The sequence below is a fragment of the Pseudoflavonifractor intestinihominis genome, assembly GCF_040096055.1.
Taxonomy (GTDB): Bacteria; Bacillota; Clostridia; order Oscillospirales; family Oscillospiraceae; genus Pseudoflavonifractor; species Pseudoflavonifractor intestinihominis.
Window position 1 is genome coordinate 17,191 of sequence record NZ_JBBMFK010000031.1, and the last position, 25,281, is coordinate 42,471.

The 25,281-nt window shown below is 60.0% G+C and carries 21 protein-coding genes and 2 pseudogenes; 18 read left to right on the forward strand and 5 right to left on the reverse strand.

What is annotated here, in order from left to right; translation table 11 throughout:
- Positions 1-97 precede the first annotated feature (97 nt).
- From WMO64_RS14785 to pfkA, 4 genes are all read left to right on the forward strand, one after another.
- Entirely contained in the window at positions 98-739 is a 642-nt protein-coding gene (locus WMO64_RS14785) for an ECF transporter S component (RefSeq protein WP_294518306.1), read from the forward strand.
- Between the two features lie 165 nt (positions 740-904).
- Positions 905-2,095, forward strand: a complete 1,191-nt coding sequence (locus WMO64_RS14790) for a pyridoxal phosphate-dependent aminotransferase (protein WP_494338272.1) — start codon at positions 905-907, stop codon at positions 2,093-2,095.
- A 145-nt stretch (positions 2,096-2,240) separates the two neighbouring features.
- Positions 2,241-3,680, forward strand: coding sequence for an adenylosuccinate lyase (purB, locus tag WMO64_RS14795; protein ID WP_349232460.1), 1,440 nt, complete (start codon positions 2,241-2,243; stop codon positions 3,678-3,680).
- Between the two features lie 50 nt (positions 3,681-3,730).
- Positions 3,731-4,729 carry a 6-phosphofructokinase gene (gene pfkA, locus WMO64_RS14800; RefSeq protein ID WP_349232461.1) on the forward strand — a complete coding sequence of 333 codons (999 nt, stop codon included), beginning with the start codon at positions 3,731-3,733 and terminating at the stop codon, positions 4,727-4,729.
- Positions 4,730-4,856: 127 nt separating this feature from the next.
- Here the strand turns inward: pfkA and WMO64_RS14805 are convergent, their stop codons facing one another.
- A complete protein-coding gene (locus WMO64_RS14805) occupies positions 4,857-6,101 on the reverse strand; it encodes a 6-phosphofructokinase (protein ID WP_294518312.1) in 1,245 nt (414 codons plus the stop codon).
- Positions 6,102-6,252: 151 nt separating this feature from the next.
- Between WMO64_RS14805 and fba the strand changes: the two genes are divergently transcribed.
- A complete protein-coding gene (gene fba, locus WMO64_RS14810) occupies positions 6,253-7,221 on the forward strand; it encodes a class II fructose-1,6-bisphosphate aldolase (RefSeq protein ID WP_294518314.1) in 969 nt (322 codons plus the stop codon).
- Positions 7,222-7,338: 117 nt separating this feature from the next.
- A complete protein-coding gene (locus tag WMO64_RS14815) occupies positions 7,339-7,845 on the forward strand; it encodes an amidase domain-containing protein (RefSeq protein WP_294518316.1) in 507 nt (168 codons plus the stop codon).
- A gap of 51 nt (positions 7,846-7,896) precedes the next feature.
- Here WMO64_RS14815 and WMO64_RS14820 read toward each other — a convergent pair whose 3' ends face one another.
- The 3 genes from WMO64_RS14820 to WMO64_RS14830 form a co-directional block, all read right to left on the reverse strand.
- A complete protein-coding gene (locus WMO64_RS14820) occupies positions 7,897-8,934 on the reverse strand; it encodes a tyrosine-type recombinase/integrase (protein WP_349232462.1) in 1,038 nt (345 codons plus the stop codon).
- A 439-nt stretch (positions 8,935-9,373) separates the two neighbouring features.
- Positions 9,374-10,756, reverse strand: coding sequence for a DNA repair protein RadA (gene radA, locus WMO64_RS14825; protein WP_294518320.1), 1,383 nt, complete (start codon positions 10,754-10,756; stop codon positions 9,374-9,376).
- On the reverse strand, positions 10,757-11,488 hold the full coding sequence (locus WMO64_RS14830) for an N-acetylmuramoyl-L-alanine amidase (protein ID WP_349232463.1): 732 nt from the start codon (positions 11,486-11,488) through the stop codon (positions 10,757-10,759).
- 185 nt (positions 11,489-11,673) lie between these two features.
- On the opposite strand from WMO64_RS14830, the gene WMO64_RS14835 reads away from it, so the two are divergent.
- From WMO64_RS14835 to WMO64_RS14890, 12 genes and pseudogenes are all read left to right on the forward strand, one after another.
- A complete protein-coding gene (locus WMO64_RS14835; RefSeq protein ID WP_349232464.1) occupies positions 11,674-12,150 on the forward strand; it encodes a spore coat protein CotJB in 477 nt (158 codons plus the stop codon).
- Positions 12,151-12,558, forward strand: a pseudogene (locus tag WMO64_RS14840) (manganese catalase family protein); the annotation flags it as partial. It abuts the gene before it with no gap.
- A gap of 89 nt (positions 12,559-12,647) precedes the next feature.
- On the forward strand, positions 12,648-12,800 hold the full coding sequence (locus tag WMO64_RS14845) for a hypothetical protein (protein ID WP_294518326.1): 153 nt from the start codon (positions 12,648-12,650) through the stop codon (positions 12,798-12,800).
- Entirely contained in the window at positions 12,787-14,346 is a 1,560-nt protein-coding gene (locus tag WMO64_RS14850; protein ID WP_349232465.1) for a recombinase family protein, read from the forward strand. The genes WMO64_RS14845 and WMO64_RS14850 overlap by 14 nt, the downstream gene beginning before the upstream one ends.
- Positions 14,347-14,419: 73 nt before the next feature.
- Entirely contained in the window at positions 14,420-14,626 is a 207-nt protein-coding gene (locus WMO64_RS14855) for a DUF4177 domain-containing protein (RefSeq protein WP_349232466.1), read from the forward strand.
- Between the two features lie 559 nt (positions 14,627-15,185).
- A complete protein-coding gene (gene speD / locus WMO64_RS14860) occupies positions 15,186-15,944 on the forward strand; it encodes an adenosylmethionine decarboxylase (RefSeq protein WP_294518332.1) in 759 nt (252 codons plus the stop codon).
- Positions 15,945-15,959: 15 nt separating this feature from the next.
- Positions 15,960-17,423 carry an aminotransferase class I/II-fold pyridoxal phosphate-dependent enzyme gene (locus tag WMO64_RS14865; protein ID WP_494338273.1) on the forward strand — a complete coding sequence of 488 codons (1,464 nt, stop codon included), beginning with the start codon at positions 15,960-15,962 and terminating at the stop codon, positions 17,421-17,423.
- Between the two features lie 4 nt (positions 17,424-17,427).
- Entirely contained in the window at positions 17,428-18,288 is an 861-nt protein-coding gene (speE, locus tag WMO64_RS14870; RefSeq protein WP_349232468.1) for a polyamine aminopropyltransferase, read from the forward strand.
- Entirely contained in the window at positions 18,269-19,129 is an 861-nt protein-coding gene (gene speB / locus WMO64_RS14875) for an agmatinase (RefSeq protein WP_294518339.1), read from the forward strand. The genes speE and speB overlap by 20 nt, the downstream gene beginning before the upstream one ends.
- 37 nt (positions 19,130-19,166) lie before the next feature.
- Positions 19,167-20,426: a saccharopine dehydrogenase family protein gene (locus WMO64_RS14880; protein ID WP_294518341.1), complete on the forward strand. Its 1,260-nt coding sequence runs from the start codon at positions 19,167-19,169 to the stop codon at positions 20,424-20,426.
- A 3-nt stretch (positions 20,427-20,429) separates the two neighbouring features.
- Positions 20,430-21,551: a carboxynorspermidine decarboxylase gene (gene nspC, locus WMO64_RS14885; RefSeq protein ID WP_349232469.1), complete on the forward strand. Its 1,122-nt coding sequence runs from the start codon at positions 20,430-20,432 to the stop codon at positions 21,549-21,551.
- An 18-nt stretch (positions 21,552-21,569) separates the two neighbouring features.
- A pseudogene (locus WMO64_RS14890) lies at positions 21,570-21,767 on the forward strand (manganese catalase family protein); the annotation flags it as partial.
- 87 nt (positions 21,768-21,854) lie between these two features.
- Here WMO64_RS14890 and WMO64_RS14895 read toward each other — a convergent pair.
- Complete coding sequence (locus tag WMO64_RS14895) at positions 21,855-25,121, reverse strand: S-layer homology domain-containing protein (RefSeq protein WP_349232470.1); 3,267 nt, start codon at positions 25,119-25,121, stop codon at positions 21,855-21,857.
- Positions 25,122-25,281: the final 160 nt, after the last annotated feature.

Below are 25,281 nucleotides of genomic sequence, written 5' to 3' on the forward strand. Positions count from 1 at the left end.
ATACCGGCCCCGCAGCGCTGCGGCGGAACACACTGCCGCAGCAAATAGATTGCCCTGCATCCCCTGACGTGGGGAGCGGGAGCAGGAGGTTTTTGATATGTCAAGTGGAAAGAAAACCAACACCAGCCGCAGTGTGCGGTACCTTGTCCAGCTGGCCGTCCTGGTGGCCATCCTGCTGCTATTGGAATTTACCGGAATCGGGATGATCAAGACCCCGTTTCTGGAATTTACCATTATGCAGGTGCCCGTCATCATTGGTGCAATTGTGCTGGGCCCGGCAGCGGGCGCCACGCTGGGCGGCGTGTTCGGGCTGCTGTCCTTCTGGGAGTGCTTCGGCAAGAGCGCCTTCGGCGTTACTCTGATGGGCATCAGTCCGGTGGGCACCTTCCTGACCTGCGTGCCCACCCGGATCCTGATGGGCCTGTTCTGCGGCCTCATCTTCAAGGGCCTGAGCAGGGTGGACAGGACCCGGCCCCAGCTGATCGCCTTCGGCGGCTCCAGCCTGGCCGGTTCACTGCTGAATACCGCGTTGTTTACCGGCGTACTCACTGCTGCTTTCTATAACACCGACTACATTCAGGGCATTGCCCAGGGGTTTGCCGACAGCACCGGCCTGGAGATGAATCCCTTCCTGTTTGTGGCCCTGTTTGTAGGTGTCCAGGGGGTACTGGAGGCGCTGATCTCCACTGTCGCAGGTACCGCCATCTCCCGTGCTCTGTACCGCACGCTGAACCACTGAGCGCAAAAGGTCCGCGCCCTGTATCCCAGGGTGCGGGCCTTTTTGGCAAATTACCGTTTTGCGTGGGAAAAGCGATGAACGGATTGATGCAATTCTGGTCTTGCAATATTGCATATTGCCGCCTATAATAACTCTAGTTAAGCCTGAATTGGGAGGAGATCCACTGTGAAAGAACTGTCCCGTATTGCAAGCGCCGTCCAGGCGTCTACCACCATGGCGATCGACAGCATGTTCAAGCAGATGAAGGCGGACGGCATTGACGTCATCGGCTTTGCCGCCGGTGAGCCGGACTTCAACACCCCGGATGAGATCAAGGCCGCAGGCATCGCCGCCATTGAGAACAACAACACTCGGTACACCCCCGCCCGCGGCACTGTGGAGCTGCGTCAGGCCGTGTGCGACCGGATGAAGGCGGACTGCGGTGTGGAATACACCCCCAGCCAGGTGGTGGTGGCCAGCGGCGCCAAGCACGCCGTCTATATCGCGCTGAGAGCGGTCATCAACCCCGGCGATGAGGTCATCCTCCCCGGGCCCTACTGGGTCAGCTATCTGGAGCTGATCAAGATCATGGGCGGCGTCCCTGTGGTGGTCACCGCCACGGAGGAGGAGCACTTCAAGCTCTCCGCAGACAAGCTGGCCGCCGCCATCACCCCCAAGACCAAGGCGCTCATCCTCAACAACCCCTCCAACCCCACCGGCATGCTGTACGGCAGGGAGGAGCTGCAGGCCATCGCTGACCTGTGCGTCAAGCACGACCTCTATGTGATCGACGATGAGATCTACTACAGCCTGGTCTATGATAACCGGAAGTTCGTCAGTCTGGCCTCTCTGGGCGATGAGATCAAGGAGCGCACCATTCTGGTCAACGGCGTCTCCAAGTCTTACGCCATGACCGGCTGGCGTATCGGCTACGCCTGCGCCAGCGAGCCTGTGGCCACCGTAATGGCCAACTACATCAGCCACTCCACCGGCTCTCCCTGCGCCATCTCTCAGAAGGCCGCCCTGGCCGCGCTGAACGGCCCCCAGGAGAAGGTGGAGACCATGCGTCAGGCCTTTGAGGCCCGCCGCAACGCCATGGTGGAGGGCATCAACGCCATTCCCGGCGTGAGCTGCATTACCCCCGAGGGCGCCTTCTACGTGATGATGAACCTGAAGGACATCCTGGGCAAGACCCTCCACGGCGTCAAGGTGGAGACTGCCGATGATTTTGCCGCGCTCTTCCTGAAGGAGGGCCTGGTGGCGGTGGTGCCTGGCACCGGGTTCGGCGCGCCCGGCTTTGTCCGCTGGTCCTATGCCGCCTCTATGGAGAGCATCCAGGAGGGCCTGCGCCGTCTGCGCAAGTTCCTGACGGAATAAACATATTTCTGCTGCGGGGAGAGGCCCTGCTCCACACCGGATTTCCTCGGTTCGCCGGCGGAGCGGGACTTGTCCCCGCTGCTTTTTTGTGGTATCCTAAAGGTACTTTGAGTCTGTCCCAAAAACCAAGAAAAAGAGGTCGCATATGAGTAACAAAGCTGTTTACGAGAGCCCGCTCTCTTCCCGCTATGCCAGCGATGAGATGCAGTATATCTTCTCGCCGGACAAGAAATTCTCCACCTGGCGCCGCCTGTGGGTGGCCCTGGCCAGAGCCGAGATGGAGCTGGGCCTGCCTGTGACCCAGGACCAGATCGACGAGATGGAGGCCCATCTCACGGATATCGACTACGACTCCGCCGCCCGGTGGGAGAGCAAGCTCCGCCACGACGTGATGGCTCATATCCACGCCTGGGGCGAGCAGTGCCCCAAGGCCATGCCCATCATCCACCTGGGCGCCACCAGCTGCTACGTGGGCGACAACACCGATGTGATCCTGATGCGGGAGGCCCTGGAGTTGGTGCGGGACAAGCTGGTGCGGGTGCTGCATGCTCTCGCCCTGTTTGCCGACAAGTATAAGGCCCTGCCCACCCTGGGCTTCACCCACTTCCAGCCCGCCCAGCTGGTGACGGTAGGGAAGCGGGCCACCCTGTGGATGAACGAGCTGCTGATGGACCTGGAGGAGGTGGAGCACCGGATTGGCAGTCTGAAGCTGCTGGGCTCCAAGGGCACCACCGGCACCCAGGCTAGCTTCCTGGAGCTCTTTGAGGGCGACCACGAGAAGGTCAAGGAGCTGGAGCGCAAGATTGCCCGGGAAATGGGCTTTGAGGCGGTGACGCCCGTCTCCGGCCAGACCTATTCCAGAAAGATGGACTATATGGTGCTCTCCACTCTGTCCGGCATTGCCCAGTCCGCCAGCAAGTTTGCCACCGACATGCGCCTGCTCTGCCACCTGAAAGAGGTGGAGGAGCCCTTTGAGAAGAACCAGATCGGCTCTTCCGCCATGCCCTACAAGCGCAACCCCATGCGCTGTGAGCGCATCTGCTCTCTGGCCCGCTATGTGATGGCCGACGCCCTCAATCCCTCCATTACCGCCGCCACCCAGTGGTTTGAGCGTACCCTGGACGACTCCGCCAACAAGCGGCTCTCGGTGCCCGAGGCCTTCCTGGCGGTGGACGCCATCCTGAATATCTATGTCAACGTGGCCTCCGGCCTGGTGGTCCATGAGAAGGTGATCGAGCGCCATGTAATGGAGGAGCTGCCCTTCATGGCCAGCGAGAACATCATGATGGACGCGGTGAAGCGGGGCGGCAACCGTCAGGATCTCCACGAGCGCATCCGCGTGCTCTCCCAGGAGGCCGGACGGAATGTGAAGGACCGGGGCCTGCCCAACAACCTGATCGACCTCATTTCCGAGGACCCCATGTTCGGCATGAGCAAGGAGGAGCTAACCGTCCATCTGGAGCCCGCCCGTTATATCGGCCGCTGCCCCCAGCAGGTGGACGAGTTCCTGGCAGAGTACGTGCAGCCTGTGTTTGAGCGCTATGCTTCCGCGCTGGAAGGCAAGGATACGGAACTGAAGGTATAAAACCGGGGAAACAGATTCCCCACACTTACAAGTAACAGGAGGTCTTTCCTATGAAAAGTGCAGTGAAACGCATCGGTGTCCTCACCAGCGGCGGCGACGCCCCGGGCATGAACGCCGCAATCCGCTCTGTTGTCCGCGCCTCGATGCACATGGGAATCGAGTGCCTGGGTATCCGCCGGGGCTTCAACGGCCTCATTACCGGAGACATCACCTCTATGGACTTTGTCCAGACCAGCGGTCTGATCGGCCGGGGCGGCACGGTGCTCTACACCGCCCGCAGCGAGGAGTTCAAGACGGATGAGGGCCGCAAGAAGGCCGCCAACACCTGCAAGCTCTTCGGCCTGGAGGGCATCGTGGGCATCGGCGGCGACGGCACTTACCGGGGCCTGCTGGAGTTCTCCAACCAGGAGGGCGTGGCCGTTGTCGGCGTTCCCGGCACCATTGACAACGACATCGCCTGCACAGAGTACACCATCGGCTACGATACCGCCTGCAATACCGCGCTGGAGGCCATTGACCGCCTGAAGGACACCATGCAGTCCCATGAGCGCTGCTCCGTGGTAGAGGTCATGGGCCGCCATGCCGGTCACCTGGCGCTCTACGTAGGCGTGGCCTGCGGCGCCACCGCTGTGCTGATCCCTGAGAAGAAGATCGACTTTGAGCGTGACGTGGTGGAGCCCATCCGTGCCGCCCGTCTGGCCGGCCGTACTCACTTCATGGTGATCGTGGCCGAGGGCGTGGGAAGCTCCTATGATGTAGCCGCAAAGATCAAGGAATACACCGGCCTGGACCCCCGCGTGACTGTTCTTGGCCATGTCCAGCGCGGCGGCTCGCCCTCTGCCCGCGACCGGATGGAGGCAACTTACATGGGCTACAACGCAGTGGAACTGCTGGCCCAGGGCAAGACCAACCGGGTGGTTGCCATGCAGAAGGGCGCCTATGTGGACTACGACATCAACGAGGCGTTGGCCATGAAGAAGGGCATTGACGAGCGTGTTTACACCGTCCTGCGTGCCCTGATCGGCGCTGAGGATAAGCTCAATATCTGATATACATAAAAAATCCGGGAGGCCGCATGCCTCCCGGATTTTTTATGCAGAGAAAAAGATATCTAAAAAGCGCGCCCCGCCGCAGCAATGCGGCGGGGCGCGCTTTTGCACTGAATGAAATCAGCGATTACATCTCGGTGGTGAGAACCTTCTTCAGCTTGGCGAAGCGGGGGAGGGAGTTCTCCTGGGGCACCTTCAGCTCGCCCTGAATGAGGGGCAGAACATAGTCGATGAAGGGCTGCTCAATGCCGTTGCCCTCGGCGTTGATCCACTCACGGGGCACCTTCTTCTCGAAGTTGGCGCAGATGTCCAGGGGCTCCAGGACGGTCTCGCAGGTGTAGTTGTTGCCGTCGCGGGTGCACTTGAAGGCAACCATCTTGTCGGTCTCACCGGCAACAGCGGCCTCAACAGCGGCCTTACCGGCCATATAGGCCTCCTCGATGTCGCGGGCGGAAGCGCCGTGAGAAGCGCAGCGCTGGAGCAGAGAGAGCTCGATGCCACGGACCTTGGCGCCGGTCTTCTCCTTGATGATCTGGGCCAGCATGGCAGCCAGACCGCCCAGCTGAGCGTGACCGAAACCGTCGGTAGCGGAGGTCTTGGCCTCGGAGACGAAGCTGCCGTCAGCATAGTGAATGCCCTCGGACACGGCCACCATGCACTTGCCGGTCTTGTTGTAGATGGCGGTCACGTCAGCGATGAACTTGTCCATGTCGAAGTCCACCTCGGGGAGGTAGATGAGGTCGGGACCATAGCCAGCCCAGGTAGCCAGGGCGGCGGAGCCGGCCAGCCAGCCGGCGTGACGGCCCATGATCTCCACCACGGTCACCATGCCGGTGTCGTACACGTGGGCATCGCGGTGGACCTCCATGCAGGAGGTGGCGATGAACTTGGCGGCAGAGGCGAAGCCGGGGCAGTGGTCAGTGCCGTTGAGGTCGTTGTCGATGGTCTTGGGCACGCCCATCACGCGGCACTCATAGCCCACCTTCTGCATGTACTTGGAGATCTTGTTGCAGGTGTCCATGGAGTCGTTGCCGCCGTTATAGAAGAAATAGCGGACGTCATACTTCTTGAAGATCTCAAGAATGCGCTTGTAGTCGGTGTCGTCCACATCGGGATCGGCCAGCTTGTAGCGGCAGGAACCCAGAGCGGAGGAGGGGGTGTACCGCATGAGCTTCAGCTCCTCGCGGTCCTCCTGAGCCATGTCGTACAGCTTGTCGTCCAGAACGCCCTTGATGCCGTGAGCGGCACCCAGCACCCGAGTGATGGAGCCGGAATCCAGGGCGGTCTCAATTACGCCCAGAGCGCTGGAGTTGATAACCGCGGTGGGGCCACCAGACTGGCCAATGATGCAAGCGCCTTTCAGTTCGCTCATAACTTTTCTCTTCCTTTCATAATAACGGGATTTTTTTCGCTAAGGATTTGGTTAATTTTTAATTCCGCGGAAATATTCTAGCATATACTCTTGCAATTATCAATCAGAACTGATAGAATCATGGTGCAAAATTTGAAAGGAGATGTTTCCTATGGCTTTGGTCACATCTACGGAAATGTTTAAGAAGGCTTATGCCGGCGGTTACGCCATCGGCGCCTTCAACGTCAACAACATGGAGATCGTCCAGGGCATCACCGAGGCTGCCCAGGAGCTGAAGGCTCCCGTCATCCTCCAGGTGTCCAAGGGCGCCCGCGCCTATGCCAACCACACCTACCTGGTGAAGCTGGTGGAGGCCGCTGTCATCGAGTGCCCCGACATTCCCATCGTGCTCCACCTGGACCACGGCGACAGCTTCGAGACCTGCAAGAGCTGCATCGACGGCGGCTTTACCTCCGTCATGATCGACGCCAGCTCCAAGCCCTTCGCTGAGAACATCGAGATCACCCGCAAGGTCGTCGAGTACGCCCACGACCACGGCGTGGTGGTCGAGGCTGAGCTGGGCGCTCTGGCCGGCGTGGAGGACGAGGTCAACGTCTCTGCCGAGGATTCTCACTACACTCACCCCGACGAGGTGGAGGAGTTCGTGACCAAGACCGGCTGCGACTCCCTGGCCATCGCCATCGGCACCAGCCACGGCGCTTACAAGTTCACTGCCGCTCAGTGCACCCGCAATGAGAAGGGCGAGCTTGTTCCCCCTCCGCTGCGCTTTGACATCCTGGACGAGGTCGTCCGCCGTCTGCCCGGCTTCCCCATCGTGCTCCACGGCTCTTCTTCCGTGCCCCAGGAGTACGTGAAGATGGTCAACCAGTACGGCGGCAAGATGCCCGACGCTGTGGGCATCCCCGAGGAGCAGCTGCGTCAGGCTGCCCGCGGCGCTGTCTGCAAGATCAACATCGACTCCGACCTGCGTCTGGCCATGACCGGTACCATCCGCAAGTTCTTTGCTGAGCACCCCGACAAGTTCGATCCCCGCGAGTACCTCAAGCCCGCCCGCGCCAACATCAAGGAGCTGGTCAAGCACAAGATCGTCAACGTGCTGGGCTGCGACGGTAAGGCCTAATCCGGGCTCTGCCACATTTCCATACACAAAAAAACAGGAGAGGGATTTCCCTCTCCTGTTTTTTTGTGCCTCCCGGCCTGTCCACCGGCATAGAATGGCAGGAAAGGGGAGTAGCACATGCTGATTCGGATACCATATGACCGCCGTGCTGCGGTGGCCTATGCCCATAAGTGGGCCTTCGGGCGCAATCCCGCCTATTACGACTACGAGGAGATTGGGGGCGACTGCACCAATTTTGCCTCACAATGTCTCTTCGCCGGGACCGGCGTCATGAATTATGAGCCAGTTTACGGCTGGTATTATATCAACGCCAACCAGAAGTCGCCGTCCTGGACAGGGGTAGAGTACTTCTTTGATTTTCTGACCAGAGCAGGGAAGAGCCCCGGACCTTTGGGGGAACTGACAACGCTGGATGGACTGATGCCGGGTGACATGGTCCAGCTCCGCTTCGGAAAGGATGTTTTCAGCCACACCCCCGTGGTGGTGGACGTAGGCGATCCGGTCACTATGGAGAATGTTCTGGTGGCCGCCCACTCCTATGATGCGGACCGGCGGCCGCTGAGTACTTACTTCTTCCAGGAAATTCGGTTCATTCATATTCTGGGCGCGTATCAGGACATCTGATAAAAGAGGCTGGCAGTCAAAAGACTGCCAGCCTCAGCCCGCGTTTTTATCTCATCCCTTGTTTTCACTGTCCGACGGGGGAGAGGGAGGACTCTTTTTTCGCCTGACCCGCCCCAAGGGGTTGGCCTTTGCAGCGGTGCGCAGGTCGTCACTGTCCACGTGGGTGTAGATCTGAGTCGTATTCAGATGGTCGTGTCCCAGTACCTCCTGCAAGGTCCGCACGTCAACGCCGTTTTGCAGCATCAGCGTGGCGGCTGTGTGGCGGAGCTTGTGGGCAGAATACATACTGGCGTCCAGTCCGGCGGCGGTCAGCCGCTTTTTTATCATGTAGTGCACCGCATCCGTTGTCATACGGGTGTGCCGCCTGGTGATAAAAAGGGCGTTCTTGTCAATGATGCCCTGTGTGCCCCGGACAGCCAGCCAGTCGTCAATGGCCTGGCGACAGGCCTCGTTGAGGAACAGGATCCGCTCTTTGTTGCCCTTGCCTAACACCCTGAGCTGATCGTTTCGGATATCTGTCAGATTCAGGCCTACCAGCTCGGAGATCCGAAGGCCACAATTGAGAAAAAGTTCCAGAATACAGTAATCCCGCTCCTTGTTTTCTCCATCAACGGATTCCAGAAGCTGGATGCTCTCGTCCAGGCTAAGATAATGAGGCAGTGCCTTTTTCAGCCTGGGCGAATCCAGGTCCTGCATGGGATTTTCATCCATCAGCTTGGCCTTGCTGGTGATGTACTTGTAGAAGGAACGGATGGCAGCGATTTTCCGGGCCCGGGCAGCCGGCGTGAGCCCGTAGCCGGTATCCGGGCTGTTGGCGTGCTTGGCCCGGTCACGGCTCAGGTAGTTCATGTAGGAATAGACGTCGCTGAGCTTGACGGAGCGGACCAAGTCCAGATCCAGATCATCAATGGAGATCTGGTCCAAATCTGTGCTGCGCGGCACACAGCCGCGTTCAACCTTGATGTAGCGGAAAAAATTCCGCAGGTCCAGGAAATACTCATCCACGGTTTTGCGGGAGTGTCCCTGGATGGTCTCGTGGTAGGACAGAAAATCACGAATAATTGCAGGTGCTTCAGTACGATAATCCATAAATAATCTCGGAAACGCCGGCAGCCGCTTGGCCGGCCAGGAGCGGTCCAAAACGCCGAAATCCCGTCCTCAGCGGAGAGACCCCTCCCCTCAACTCAACAAAATTTTTATTTTGTTGAGTTGACTGTGTGCCCGAAAACCTCCTCCCGACTGCCAGCCCCAGCAAATAAAACCGCTCTGGCTGGACAGACTAAACTCTGTGTTGTATGCCTGCGGCAATCCGCAGATATTTTTGTGTGAGGTGTCTGCTGATGAGTCTGATCAACTGTACCAGCGACTGCGTCTACCAGTACGATGGATACTGCGGACTGGCACGCGCCGGTTCCTGCGGTGCACCCAGCATTGCGGAACCCTGCGTGAACTATGTCCCCAGACACGGAATACTGAACTCAAACTCCCAGCCTTCCTATACAGCCGACGGCTCCCCTGACAAATCTGATTAAAGAATGGCAGCCAACGCCTCTCTTATATTTCGTACACGAATCAGTTGGAGCCCCTCCGGCTCTATTATCTTCCCGCTGTTGCGGGCTGGGATCAGGCACTTGGTGAACCCGATACGCCGCACCTCACTCAGACGCTGTCCCAGGCCGTTGACCGCTCGCAGCTCTCCGGTCAGGCCCACCTCGCCGATGGCCACCAGATCGCTGGGAATGGGCTTGTCCCGGAAGCTGGACGCCAGCGCCATCACCATGGCCAGGTCGGCGGCGGGCTCGTCCAGGTTCAATCCGCCGATGACATTGATATATGCATCACAGGAATTGACCAGCAGCCCGCCCCGCTTTTCCAGCACGGCCAGCAAAAGCATGGCCCGGTTGTAGTCAAAGCCGTTGCTGGTGCGTCTGGGCACGTTGAAGCTGGTGGGCGCCAGCAGCGCCTGTACTTCCGCCAGCACAGGACGCACGCCCTCCATCACGCAGGTGACACAGGTGCCAGGTGTGTTCTCCGGGCGGCCGGAGAGCAGCATCTCAGACGGATTTGGAACCTCTGTCAGCCCTGTGTCAGCCATCTCAAACACACCGATCTCATTGGTTGCGCCAAACCGGTTCTTGGCCGCACGGAGAATCCGGTAGGCCAGGTTCTGCTCGCCCTCGAAGTAGAGCACACAGTCAACCATGTGCTCCAGCACCTTGGGTCCGGCAATGGAGCCCTCTTTGTTGACGTGGCCGATGACAAAGACCGTGATCCCCTGCCCTTTTGCCAACTGCATCAGAGTCATGGTACAGTCCTTCACCTGGCCCACACTGCCCGGCGCAGTGGTCAGTTCGCCGTTATAGAGGGTCTGGATGGAGTCCACGATCAGAATATCCGGCTGAAGCTCGTTGACCGCCTCCACAATGTCGTCCAGGTTAGTCTCGGAGAGCAGATACAGCCCTTCCCCGCTGACATGCAGCCGCTCGGCGCGCAGTTTGATCTGCCGCTCGGATTCCTCGCCGGATACATAGAGCACCTTGGCAAACCGGCAGAGATTGTCACAGATCTGGAGCATCAGCGTGGATTTTCCGATGCCGGGCGCGCCGCCCACCAGCACCAGCGAACCCTTTACCGCGCCGCCGCCCAGAACCCGGTCCAGCTCGCTCATGCCGGTCTCAAAACGCAGCTCATGGGTGGACGACACCTCGCTGATGGGCCGGGGACGGTTGATCCCTCCCCCAGTCCGCCGCTGTCCCGCGGCACTGGCAGAGAGGACGGAGGCGGTTTTTTTCTTTGTCTCGGCGGGCTGCTCCACCAGCGTATTCCACGCCCGGCAGGCGGGGCACTGGCCGGACCACTTGGGTGTCTCGTTGCCGCACTCCGTACAGTAAAAAACAGTTTTTGCTTTCATTCAAAGAACTCCTTGCTGGGAATCTTGATATTGCAGGTAAGCCCCGCACAGTGCCCCGGCCAGCTTCAGCTGATACGCCGGGCTCTGGAGCAGCAGGTCCTCCTCCGGATTGGAGAGAAAACCGCACTCCACCAGAATGGCCCGACAGGTAATATGGTTCATCAGGTAGACGCTTTCACTGATCTTGGCGGGCTTGCGGGTATTGTCCGGGTCCACCAGCCTGAGGGCATCCTGGGCGGCCTGGGCCAGCGGCAGAGACGTCTCACTGTCCGCATAGAACACCTGAGCACCGCGGTACCGGGCACTCTGATAGATGTTCTGATGGATGCTGATGAGCGTGGCGTTTTCCACTGATTCAATCCGCGCCACCCGGTTTTTGAGGTCGGAGGTCTTCTTCTCCCGAAGGGTCTCCGCGCTGCTGTCGTGAAGGGAGATATCCTCTGTCCGCAGGAGCTCCGTGCGCACGCCGTAGAGGCCAAAGAGCAGGTCCAGCTTTTGGGCAATAGCCAGGTTGATACCACTCTCCGGTACGCCGGTGACCGACACTGCACCGCCGTCCTCCCCACCATGTCCGGCGTCTATGACAACGGTCTCTGTGTCAAATCGGGCGGCTGAGAGCGCGGAACAAGCCTCCCCATCTCCCCTGCTCAGCAGAAAAAGAGCACCTCCGCCCAGTAGGACCAGGAGCGCCAGGGTACGGGAAAAAAATTTTTGCCAGGCTGCATTTTTCACGGTAGACACCTCCTCCCGAGAGTTTATGAGGAGATTCTTTCCGCTATGCGGCCACACCGGAATTATAGCACAAAAGTACGAGGATGAGAAGCGGTTTCTCCGCCCTTGCGGATGGCATAAGATGGGGTGAAGGGCGGTCCTCTCGGCTGTCCTTCGCTGTGAAACCTGTGAAGGAGGAAATCTGTTTGTATCCCGATCATAATACACCCGCCCCCACTCCGCCCTCCGCCGGGTGCGGAGACAGCTGTGGTACTCTCCCAGAGTGTGCGCCGCTGGCCGTGCCCTATGTGCCCTTCCAGCAGACGGGCGCCAAGCGCTATAACCAGACGGACGCTCTGAACAACGGCACCCTCTACCCCGGGCTGAATCTCCCCTTCCATATCAAGTCCGACGGTCGGAATGTGGTCAGCGGCCATCTGGCTGAGCTCCAGGCCCTGGAGTTCGTGTTGGTGGAGCTGAGTCTCTACCTGGACACCCACCAGGATGACGGAGAGGCCTTTGAGCTCTACCGGCAGTACGCGGCCATGGAGAAGGCCGCCCGGGAGCAGTACGAGGCCGCCCACGGTCCGCTGCTCCAGCGCTCCGCCGCCGGCGAGAAGACCTGGGCCTCCTGGCTCAAAGATCCGTGGCCCTGGAATTACGTCGAGGGAGGGACCAAGTAAATGTTTGTCTATGAGAAAAAGCTCCAGTACCCGGTGAAGATCTCCACCCCCAACCCCAGACTGGCCTCGTTTATCATCAGCCAGTATGGTGGACCTGACGGCGAGCTGGGCGCCTCCCTCCGGTACCTGAGCCAGCGGTACTCCATGCCCTATCCGGAACTGAAGGGCCTGCTGACCGATATCGGCACGGAAGAGTTAGGCCACCTGGAGATGATCGGCGCCATCGTCCACCAGCTCACCCGTGGTCTCAACGACCAGCAGGTGCGGGAGGGCGGTTTCGCTCCCTACTTTGTGGACCACACCACGGGCATTTACCCCACTGCTGCCTCCGGCTCTCCCTGGAACGCCGCTGGAATCGGTGTGAAGGGCGACGTCATCTGCGATCTGACAGAGGACCTGGCAGCAGATGGTACGCTGGTATAAGCGCAAATCTTCTTCTCTCCCCTTCTAAGCGCAGCGCCGCGGCTCATATGCTGTCAGCGAAAGGGGGCTTTTCTATGGAAGAGGCCGCAATCTGCAAAAACATCTTTCAGGATAAAAGCGGTACGCCGAATAGGGATACCTATACCCGCATCTGGCTGGAACTGGTTAGGCGCGCCGCTAAACAAGAGCTATACGAGAAAGTACAGGCGCCGGATGGGAACGAATAAGGCAGCTATATACTGCCGTCTGTCGGAAGAGGACCGGGATAAGCGGCTGTCCAGCGACGACAGCGGCAGCATTCAGAACCAGAAAGCCATGCTGGTCCAATATGCAGCAGAGCAGGGGTGGGAGATCTATCGCATTTACAGCGATGACGACTATGCGGGCTCAGACCGCAGCCGGCCGGCCTTTCAACAGCTGCTCCAGGATGCTCGAACCGGGCGGTTCAATATTGTCCTGTGCAAAACCCAGTCCCGCTTTACGCGAGAGCTGGAGCTGGTGGAAAAGTACATTCATGGACTGTTTCCTCTCTGGGGCATCCGCTTTGTCAGCATTGTAGACAACGCCGACACCAACAACAGAGGAAACAAAAAGTCCAGGCAGATTAACGGTCTGGTCAACGAGTGGTATCTGGAGGATATGTCAGAAAATATCCGGAGTGTGCTGGACAACCGCCGGAAAAATGGGCTCCATATCGGTGCCTTCGCCCTTTATGGCTATCGGAAGGACCCGGAGCGCAAGGGCCATCTGCTTGTGGATGAGGAGGCTGCAGCCACCGTGCGCCAAGTATTCTCCCTGTTTGCTCAGGGGTACGGCAAGACTGCCATTGCCCGGCTGCTGAATGTCCAAGGTATTCCTACCCCTGGAGAGTACAAGCGCCTTCACGGCCTGGCCTACCGCAACCCGAAGGAAAGTAGCGGGACACGGTGGACCTATTCCGCCGTCTCATCCATGCTGTGCAATGAGATTTACATAGGCAACATGGTGCAAGGAAAGTATGGAAGTGTGTCCTATAAGAGCAGAAAAAACCGACCGCGTCCCAAGTCCGCCTGGTTCGTGGCCGAGGGCACCCATGAGGCCATCATTGACCGCCCCTTGTGGGACAGAGCACAGGCGCTGCTGTTGGAGCGGAGCCGTCCCTTCGCCTCCGGCCAGGTCGGTATCTTCGCCCGAAAGGTGCGCTGCATGTCCTGTGGAGGAACCATGCGCACTTCCAAAAGCCGGGGAAAGCACTACCTCCAATGCCGGAACCGGTATGTGGACCGTGACGCCTGCCCAGGGGCCTTTGTACCGGTCCAGCAGCTGGAGTATGTTGTTCTAGAGGAGATCAATCGTCTCTCAGCGGAATATCTGGACCGGGATATGCTGATAAGTGCCATCGAATTGGATAACCCGCTCGATATTCAACGAAAACAGCTGGAGGAAGCCGTTACAGCCAGGAAGAGACGGTTGGCAGAGTATGCCTCTGCCCTACGAAGTCTCTATCTGGACAGAGCCCGTGGGCTGGTGGACGAGCAGAGCTTTCTAACACTTTTAGAGGAGATGAATCAGGACAAGGCTCAAACGGAATTTACGCTTCAGGCAGACCAGGACCGGATAGAGCAGTTGTGTGCCCAGACTAATACGGAACCCGCCTCAGAACGGCTGGCGCGGTATTTCAGCCCGGAGCATCTCACACGGGATATGGTGGAGTCGCTGATTGACTACATTGCGGTGGGACGGCGGAGCCCAGGCGCCAAGGCGCCGCCCATTGAAATCCACTGGAAATTCTGAATTTACAGGGGTTACAACACGTTGACGCCCATGTGCGGCGGCAGTATAATACCCTAAAAAGGGGGTAAAAACCGTGAAAAAAGTGGAATTCGTAAGAGTGAAATCTGAGCTGTGTGGCTACGGCTTCGGCAAGGGCAGCAAGTACGGTTTTGACGGCGTGGAGGACATTATCCGGGAGCGGATCTCCCAGGGCTGGACTTACTGCGGCTATGTTCCCATCGAAACCAGAGGCACCGGTGATATTGAGACCATGTCCCTGGTGTTCCAGCGGGAGGAATGACCCCTTTTTCCTGCGCACAGGCCGGGCGAAAAATGTCGGACACGATGGAAAATCATTGACAAACCCCGTTTTTTTCGATATACTGACCTTTGCCATGTGATATGAGTTTTTACAGAGTATCCATGCAAATATTTCTTCTGACCACCCGCTCGGGTTAAGGCCATACGGACAGCCGGGTCAACTGCCGAAGGCAACTGAAATGTTGCCATTATTGATTGAGTTAAAAGCTCAATTTTATAAGTTGGTTCTATCAGGTACCGCCGCGTGATTCCGCGCATCAACTTGTAAAACGGTCAATAAGAGTAGTAAAAGTAAGTATTTGCTATATAGACTCTGTATGAAGCTGTATCAACCGACTTCTCAGGACTCAGCGGGGCTTTGCCGCCTGTTTGGCAGCGGTCCCCTCTTGCGTCGCGCTGTGGACTGGATGGTTTGGCTTTATGAAAAAGGACTGTTTTACAGGTAATGTGGTTTATCACATTACCTGTTTTTCTTTTCTGCGGCGGACTTAGAGGAAGTATCGCAGGCCCTGGCGTGGCCTGGACAGGAGTGTTGGGAAATGGGAGAAAAAATGAGGCTTTACGGCTTCAACAATTTGACCAAGGCGCTGAGCTTCAACATCTACGATGTGTGCTACGCCAAGACCCCCCGGGAACAGAAGGACTATATCGCCTATATCGACGAGCAGTACAACTCGGAGCGTCTGACCAATATCCTCACTTCCCTGACCGACATGATCGGGGCCAAGGTGCTCAACATCGCCAAACAGGACTATGAGCCTCAGGGCGCGTCTGTGACCATTCTCATCGCCGAGGGCTCCATGATCCCGGCGGGCAAGACCCAGCTGGCCCACCTGGACAAGAGCCATGTGACGGTGCACACCTACCCGGAGTACCACCCGGAGACCTGTCTGGCTACCTTCCGGGTGGATATAGACGTGGCCACCTGCGGCGAGATCACGCCTCTGTCCACCCTGGACTACCTGATCGGCTCCTTTGACTCGGATATCATCACCATGGACTACCGGGTCCGAGGTTTCACCCGGGACGTGAACGGCAAGAAGCTCTTTATGGACCACACGGTCCGTTCCATCCAGGACTATATCGACCCCGCCACCCTCCGCCGCTACGACGCGGTGGACGTGAACGTATACAGCGCCAACCTCTACCACACCAAGATGATGCTGAAGGATATCAACCTGCAGAACTATCTGTTCAAGACCGACGTCTATGAGCTTCCTCCCCAGGTGCGGCTTGAGATTATGGACAACATCCGCCGTGAGATGATTGAGATCTTCAGCGGCCGCAATATCTACTGATAGGAGATGAGAAGCATGCCGGTACTGGACCAGACCAGCGCGCCCATCTATGAGGCGCTGGAGCGATTCCGCAGCATGCGTGTGGTTCCCTTTGACGTCCCCGGCCACAAGCGGGGCCGGGGCAACCCGGAGCTGACCCGCCTGCTGGGTGAGACCTGCGTGAGCATGGACGTCAACTCCATGAAGCCCCTGGACAACCTGTGTCACCCCGTCTCGGTCATCCGGGACGCGGAGAAGCTGGCCGCCGACGCCTTTGGTGCGGCTCACGCCTTCCTCATGGTGGGCGGCACCACCAGCGCTGTCCAGAGCATGGTGCTCTCGGCGGTGAAGGGCGGAGAGAAGATCATCCTGCCCCGGAACGTACACCGCAGCGTCATGGGCGCCATGGTGCTGTGCGGCGCCGTACCCGTGTACGTCAACCCGGAGTGCGACGACCGCCTGGGCATCCCTCTGGGTATGAAGGTCAGCGAGGTGGAGCGGGCCATCCGGGAAAACCCGGACGCCAAGGCGGTGCTGGTGAACAACCCCACCTACTACGGCATCTGCTCCGACCTGAAATCCATCGTGGAGCTGGCCCACGCCCACGGCATGCTCTGCCTGGCCGATGAGGCCCACGGCACCCATTTCTACTTCCACGAGGACCTGCCCATGTCCGCCATGGAGGCGGGCGCGGACATGGCCGCTGTGTCCATGCACAAGTCGGGCGGCAGCCTGACCCAGAGCAGCCTGCTGCTCACCGGCCCCAACATGTCCCCCGGCCATGTGCGGCAGATCATCAACCTGACCCAGACCACCAGCGCCTCCTATCTGCTCCTCAGCAGTCTGGATATCGCCCGGCGGAACCTGGCCCTCCGGGGCCGGGAGGAGTTCGGCCGGGTGATGCAGATGGCGGACTATGCCCGGCAGGAGATCAACGCCATCGGCGGGTACTACGCCTTCAGCAAGGAGCTCATCAACGGCGACAGTGTGTACGACTTTGATATCACCAAGCTGTCGGTCAACACGCTGAACATTGGCCTGGCCGGTATCGAGGTCTATGACCTGCTGCGGGATGAGTACGACATTCAGATCGAATTCGGCGACCTGGGCAACATCCTGGCCTACCTCTCCATCGGCGACCGGCCCCGGGAGATCGAGCGGCTGGTGAGCTCTCTCAGCGAGGTGCGCCGCCGCTTCGGCAAGAGCAGCAGCGCCGGGCTGATGAAGCAGGAGTACATCGACCCGGAGGTGGTGGTGTCCCCCCAGAAGGCCTTCTACGCCCCCAAGGAGAGTCTTCCGCTGGAGGAGACTGTGGGCCGGGTGTGCAGCGAGTTCGTCATGTGCTATCCCCCCGGAATCCCCATTCTCACCCCGGGTGAGCGCATTACGCAGGATATCATCGCCTACATCCTCTATGCCAAGGAAAAGGGCTGCTCCATGACCGGCCCGGAGGACCCCGATATCACCTGCCTGAATGTTTTGGACTTAAAGGAGGACTGACGGTATGGAGCTTTGGTTTCGTGAGGCCCACACCCCCAATGTAAAGCTGTCCATCCGGGTGGACAAGCAGCTCTACAGCGGCCAGAGCGAGTTCCAGCGGATCGACGTGTTCGACTCCCAGGAGTTCGGCCGCTTTCTCACCCTGGACGGGTACATGATGCTCACCGAAAAGGACGAGTTCATCTATCACGAGATGATGGTGCACATCCCCATGGCAGTCCACCCCAACGTGAAGGACGTGCTGGTCATCGGCGGCGGCGACGGCGGCGTGGTACGGGAGCTGTGCCGCTATCCGGAGATTGAGCACATCGACCTGGTGGAGATCGACCCCCAGGTGGTGGAGGTGTGCAGGCGGTATCTCCCCTTTACAACCTGCTGCCTGGACGACCCCCGGGTATCCATCCACTACGAGGACGGCCTGCGGTATGTCCGCACCCCTGTGGAGCAGTACGACCTCATCATCGTGGACTCCACCGACCCCTTCGGCCCCGGCGAGGGCCTGTTCACCCGGGAGTTCTACGGCAACTGTTCCAAGGCCCTGCGGCCGGACGGAATCATGGTCAATCAGCATGAGAGCCCCTTCTACCAGGAGGACGCCATCGCCTGCCAGCGGGCCCACAAGCGGATCGTGGAGTCCTTCCCCATCGCCAAGGTGTACCAGGCCCACATCCCCACATACCCCTCCGGCCACTGGCTCTTCGGCTTTGCCAGCAAGAAATACCACCCCCTTCGGGACCTGGACGAGGTCCGCTGGAACGCCCGGAAGCTCAGCTGCAAGTACTACACCACCATGCTGCACAAGGGCGCGTTCTATATCCCCGCCTACGTAGAGGAGCTGCTGAAAAATGTTGAATCCGCAGATTGACGTATATATGGGCTGCGACTGCCCCTTTGAGCAGGCGGAGACCGTGCTCTTCGGCGCACCCTTTGACTCCACCACCTCCAACCGGCCCGGCACCCGCTTCGGCCCCTCCGCCCTGCGGCGGGAGTCCTACGGGCTGGAGCTGTACAGCCCCTATCAGGACAGGGACCTGTCCGACTGCGCCGTGCTGGACAGCGGCGACCTGGAGCTGTCCATGGGCAGCTCCGAGCTGGCTCTGGCCGACATCGAGGCCAGAGCGGAGGAGATCCTCTCCGCCGGCAAGCGGCCCTTCCTCATCGGCGGCGAGCACCTGGTGACCCTGGGCGCCTTCCGGGCGGTGCACCGGAAATATCCCGACGTGGCCATCATCCACTTCGACGCCCACACCGACCTGCGGGAGGACTATCTGGGCGTGCCCCTGTCCCACGCCTGCGTCATCCGCCGCTGCTGGGAGCTCACCGGAGACGGCAAGATTTTTCAGTTTGGCATCCGCTCCGGTGACCGGGCGGAGTGGCGCTGGGGCAAGGACCATGTGACCTGCCACCCTTTTGACCTGGAAGGTCTGGAGGACGTGGTGAAGCGGCTGGGCGACGCCCCGGTCTATTTCACTGTGGACCTGGACGTGATGGACCCGTCGGTGTTCCCCGGCACCGGCACCCCCGAGCCCGGCGGCGTGTCCTTTGACGCCCTGCGCCGGGCGGTGACTCTGGTGTGCAGTCGCTGCAACGTGGTGGGCTGCGACGTCAATGAGCTCTGCCCTCCCTTCGACCAGAGCGGCGTGTCCAACGCGGTGGCCGCCAAGGTGGTGCGCGAGATGCTGCTGGCCCTCAGCGGCGGAAATTGAATGTCTGTTATTTTTCAACATACAGGAGGAATGAAACATGGCAAAGGTTCTGATTATCGGCTGCGGCGGCGTGGCCGGGGTGGCCATTCACAAGTGCTGCCAGAACAGCGAGGTTTTTGAGGAGATCTGCATCGCCAGCCGTACCGTCAGCAAGTGCGAGGCCGTGAAGGCCCAGCTGGAGGGCAAGACCAAGACCAAGATCACCACCGCCCAGGTGGACGCCGACAAGGTGGACGAGGTGATCGCCCTCATCAAGAAGGTCCAGCCCGACCTGGTGATGAACATCGCCCTCCCCTATCAGGATCTCACCATCATGGACGCCTGCCTGGCCTGCGGCGTCAACTACATGGACACCGCCAACTACGAGCCCGAGGACATTGACGACCCCGAGTGGCGCGCCGTCTACGACAAGCGCTGCAAGGAGGAGGGCTTTTCCGCCTACTTCGATTACTCCTGGCAGTGGGCCTACAAGGAGAAGTTTGAGAAGGCCGGCCTCACCGCCCTGCTGGGCTCCGGCTTCGACCCCGGCGTGACCCAGGCCTACTGTGCCTACGCCCAGAAGCACCTCTTTGACCAGATCGACACCATCGACATTCTGGACTGCAACGGCGGCGACCACGGCTACCCCTTCGCCACCAACTTCAATCCCGAGATCAACCTCCGGGAGGTGTCCGCTCCCGGCTCCTACTGGGAGAACGGCCACTGGGTTGAAATCCCCGCCATGTCCATCAAGCGGGAGTACAACTTCGACCAGGTGGGTCAGAAGGACATGTACCTCCTCCACCATGAGGAGATCGAGTCCCTGGCCAAGAACATCCCCGGCGTCAAGCGCATCCGCTTCTTCATGACCTTCGGCCAGAGCTACCTGACCCACATGAAGTGTCTGGAGAACGTGGGCATGCTGTCCACCACTCCCGTGGAGTTTGAGGGCCACCAGATCGTGCCCATCCAGTTCCTCAAGGCCCTCCTGCCCGACCCCGCCTCCCTGGGCCCCCGCACCGTGGGCAAGACCAACATCGGATGCATCTTCACCGGCAAGAAGGACGGCAAGGAGAAGACCGCCTACATCTACAACGTCTGCGACCACCAGGAGTGCTACAAGGAGGTAGGCTCCCAGGCCATCAGCTACACCACCGGCGTGCCCGCTATGATCGGCGCCATGATGCTCCTGACCGGCAAGTGGAACAAGCCCGGCGTGTACACTGTGGAGGAGTTTGATCCCGATCCCTACATGGACGCCCTGAACAAGTGGGGCCTGCCCTGGCAGATCAACGACAACCCCGCCCTGGTGGACTGAGCCATGACGGAGCTGCACACCCCCTATTTTCTGGTGGATGAGGAGCGGCTGGTCCGCAACCTGGAGATCCTGAAGGACGTGGCCCAGCGCTCCGGCGCCAAGATCCTGCTGGCACAGAAGGCCTTCTCCATGTTCGCCTGCTATCCCCTGCTGGCACAGTATCTCTCCGGCAGCACGGCCAGCGGCCTCTACGAGGCCCGGCTGGGCAGGGAGCACTTTCCCGGCGAGGTCCACGTGTTCTCCCCCGCCTACCGGGAGGACGAGTTTGAAGCGCTGCTGGAGTACGCCGACCACTTTGTCTTCAACTCCCCCCGCCAACTGGAGAAGTACGCCCTGCGGGCCAGAGAAGCGGGCAAGCAGGTGGGCCTGCGTGTCAATCCCGAGTGCTCCACCCAGGAGGGCCACGCCATCTACGATCCCTGCGCCCCCGGCTCCCGGCTGGGCACCACCCTGGCCAATTTCAACCCCGACCAGCTGCCTCTGCTGGACGGGCTCCACTTCCACACCCTCTGCGAGCAGAACTCCGACGACCTGGAGACCACGCTGGACGCCTTTGAGGCCAAGTTCGGCCCCTATCTGAAGGGACTGAAGTGGCTCAATCTGGGCGGCGGACACCACATCACCCGTGCCGACTACGACCGGAAACGGCTCATCCGGCTGGTGCGCCGTGTGAAAGACCGCTACGGTGTGGAGGTTTATCTGGAGCCGGGCGAGGCGGTGGTGCTCAACGCCGGATTTCTGGTGACCAGCGTGCTGGATACCCTCCACAACGGTATGGACATCGCCATTCTGGACACCTCCGCCGCCTGCCACATGCCCGACGTACTGGAGATGCCCTACCGGCCTCCCCTTCAGAACAGCGGGCAGCCCGGCGAGAAGCCCTACACCTACCGTCTGGGCGGCCCAACCTGTCTGGCGGGCGACATCATCGGGGACTACTCCTTTGACAATCCTCTCCATGAGGGAGACCGGCTGATCTTTGAGGACATGGCCCTGTACACCATGGTCAAGACCAACACCTTCAACGGCATGCCTCTCCCCGCCATCGTCTGGCGGGACAAGGACGGTAACCAGCGGGTGGTCCGGCAGTTCGGCTATGAGGACTTCAAGGGTCGGCTCTCCTAAAGTTGTTCTTATACAAACGCAGCAGAGCAGAAAGCACGCGTGACCTACGACAATATTCTGCGCATGTCTGATGACCCCGATGTCAACGACGTGATCCGCTTCCTCCGCGAGCGGGAGATCGTCCATTTTCAGCGCTTCGGCGAGGCCATCCGTCTGGCTAAAGAGAAGATGGACCAGAAAAACGTCTACTTTACCAACCCTGCTTTTGATAAATAAAAACGGAGGGCCTCCGGCATATGCCGGAGGCCCTCCCTCTATGCAGCAGGCGGCCCGGAACATTCCGGGCCGCCTGCTTGTTTTTTGTTACAGGGTGGTCAGAGCCACAAACCGGGTCAGCATGGTCGCAACCTCGGCACGGGTGCTGTTGTCCTGGGGCCGCAGCTGTCCGTTGGCGTCGCCGCCCAGGATGCCGTTGGCACAGGCCCACTCCATGGCCTCACGGGCCCAGGCGGAGGTCTGCTCACCGTCCTGGAAGCCTTCCACCTTCCCGGTAGAGGCAACCGCAGGGCTGCCGGCACAGCGGTAGAGCATCAGGGCCAGGGTCTCCCGGGTAATGGGGGCATCGGGATCAAATCGGCCGGAAGCCGTGCCGCTGGTGATACCCTGCTCCGCCGCCCAATCGGCCGCGGCGCTGTACCAGCAGCCCTTGGGCACGTCCTGGAAGCCGCTCGCCCCACCAGGCGCGGGGCTGCCCTCCAGCCGGTGGAGAACTGTGACCAGCATGGAACGGGTCATGGCCTCATAGGGGGCAAAGTCGCCGTTGCCCACGCCGGAGAACAGCTCACGGCTGGCGACAAACTGGACGGAACCGGCGAACCAGTCCCCGGTGACCACGTCGGTAAAGTTCTTGCTGCCGTCCACCAGTTCAATGGTAGCGGAGCTGTCCAGGCGGACGGCCAGTACGCCGTCCTGGTACACCGAACGGGGCAGCACCTGGCGGCTTCCGTCCGCCAGGACCCGCACCGCCACAGTGCCGGAGCCGCTCTTGCAGGGGATGCGGAGCGTGGCGTGGGCCACGCCCTCGGGAATGGTCACCTCAGCAGTCACCTTTCCGTCCACGCCGGTGGTGACCTTCGCGGTAGCTCCAGTCTTCTCATCGGTCACAGTGACAGACTCCGCGGGCTTTTCGGCGGCAGAATCACCACTGCCGCCAGCAGAACCTCCGCCAATGCTTCCACCTCCGGCAGAACCTCCACCAATGCTTCCGCCGCCGGAGCCGGAACCACCTCCAGAGCCGCCGCCGGTACCGCCCTCGGTGGGCGGTGTGGTGGTCTCTTTATCCGCAGTGGGCACCTGGCTGATCTTGGTCCAGGCGTTAATGCCGGCTGTCCGCACAGACTCCACCGAGTCGGCGGAACGAATGGCGGCCAGGCCCTCCTTCAGCGCACTGGCCAGCGCCTGCTGGCCCTTGGCGGAATACGCGCCCTGATCCAGGCCCTTGTACTCGTTCTGAAGGATCTGGGTCTCAGTACCCTTCCGCTCGGCCAGCTTGCAGCGCTGGTCCAGGCTGCTGGACACGCTCTCGCTGATGCAGTTCTTCAGCTTGGCATCCAGGCTCTCATAGCGGGAGACCGCGCTCTGGTAATCCGCCAGGTGCTCTTCCTGCACCTGGGCCATGGCCTGAAGCGTCAGGCCGTTCAGGGACTCCACCCACTCAGCGGCCTCCTTCACGGTCATCAGTCCGTCGGCAGTGGTCTGGAGCTGCTCGGCGGCTTTGCCCACCACCTGCTTCCGGTCGGCCTCGTTGCTCAGCGTGGTGCGGCTCTCCAGCCGGTCCTGGGCCAGATCCTCCAGGGCGGACTTGACCAGCGCGGCTGTATTCTGGGCATTGGACTCGGTCAGCTCCTTGGCGGACAGGCTGTCAAGCGCAGCTCTGTGGTCCGCTGTCCAGGAGGCGGTGATCTCCTCCACCCGGCGCTCCGCCGTGGGAACGGCGCTCATGGCCGCTTTGGCGCTCTTCACCGCCCGATCCATGGCAGAGGTGGTCTCGGCCGCCTGGATCTGGCGCATGGCCTCCCCATAGGCGTTGGAGATGGTGCTCCAGTCCTCGGAGGTGTAGGATATCTCGCTGTACGCCTGGAACACTGTCTCCAGCTGCTCCAGGTAGGGCTTCTGGATCTCGCTGAGGGGAGTCCGCCACACGGCGTAGAGGGTCACGGTCCCGTTGGCCTCAGCGGTCAGATTCTGGACCTGAGCCTGGTCGATGTAGCGCACAATCCCCTCCTGGGTAGTGGCCCAACCGGCGAACTCCTTGCCCTCCTTGTGGAAGGTGTTGGCCTCCAGGGTCACGGTCTGACCGTAAGAGGCAGGCTGGGTCTTGACCTCGCCCTCGCCCCCGTTGGGGTCCAGCCGGATGGTGTACTGGTTGGGCGTCCACTGGGCATAGAGGGTGATCCGGTCTCCGTCGGTCTTGGCTCCGGCCAGGTTGCGGACAGTGGCCTCATCCTCATAGGTCTCGCCGTCGCCCTTGGGCTGGGTGTTCCACTTGGAGAAGGTGTAGCCATACCGCTTGAGGGTGGCGGCAGTGGGCAGCTGAGCCTCGCTGTTCCACTGGGTGGACACACTGGCCACAGAGCCGTTTCCGCCGTTTGCGGAGAAGTAGATGGTATAGCGGTTGGGAATCCGCTGGCTGTACAGCGTCTGACCATCCGCCTCCAGCTCAGCGGGCGCAGGGGTCTTGAAGTCCGGGTCCAGGAACCAGGCCGCCTGGTCATAGCCTTCGATGGGGTCCTGCTCCGCATAGTCGTCCCGGTCGATCATGAGGCCGGGCTGTTTGGGCAGATAGATCTTCTCCATCAGGTTGTTCCGGGCCACAAAGCCGCCGCCCTTCAGGTCGGTGTTGTGGCTCATATCCAGCTCGGTGAGCCGGTTGTGGTCGATGTGAAGGAATTGGAGCTTCGGGAGCATGCTCACATCGATGGACGTCAGCCGGTTGTCAAAAGTCTCGATAAACTCCAGCTTGGTGTTATCAGCCAGGTCCAGCTTGGTGAGTTCGTTGTTCCGGCAGTACAAAGTCTTCAGTTCAGTGCAGCCGGACAGTGTCAGACTGGACATCTGGTTCATCTCACAGTACAGGGCAATCAGCTTGTTGTGTCCGGTGAGATCCAGCTGCCCGATCTTGTTGAAGTTGCAGTTCAGGCTCTCCAGATTCAGGTTCGCCGCCAGATCCAGGGCCGTCAGCTGGTTATTGGCGCAGTGCAGCTGAACCAGCGCGGGGTTGTGGGACACGTCCAGCTGGGTCAGGCTGTTCCGGGAGCAATCCAGGATCTGAAGATTGGGGAACGCCTCCAGGCCCTCCAGGCTGGTCAGCCCCAGGCCGGAGAGGTTCAGCTCCGTCACCGTCTGACGCTCTACCTCTGTCAGGATGCCATCCTCACCAATGCCGTTCAGGTTGCTTCTATCCAGCAGCCAGGCCTGGAGCTTTTGATCCCGGAATACCTCTGTGATATTGACGTCTCCATCAAGGGTGCGGGGCTGAACCACCACAAGTGCGGCAGCAGGCAGGGAGAGCTGACCAACCAGCGCGATCGTAGTCAGCGCAACAGGTATCTTTTTGATATTTGGTTTCATTTCCTTCTCCTGTTTTATAATCATTTCCTACTATGTTACTATTTATTGAGCGGCATCATTATAGAGCCTATGCTCTACCTTGTCTGTGTTTGTCAAACGAAAATGTGAGCAAAAGGGCCCCAAAAAAGTGAGCACCTTCAGCACCAGATTTCATGTCGTG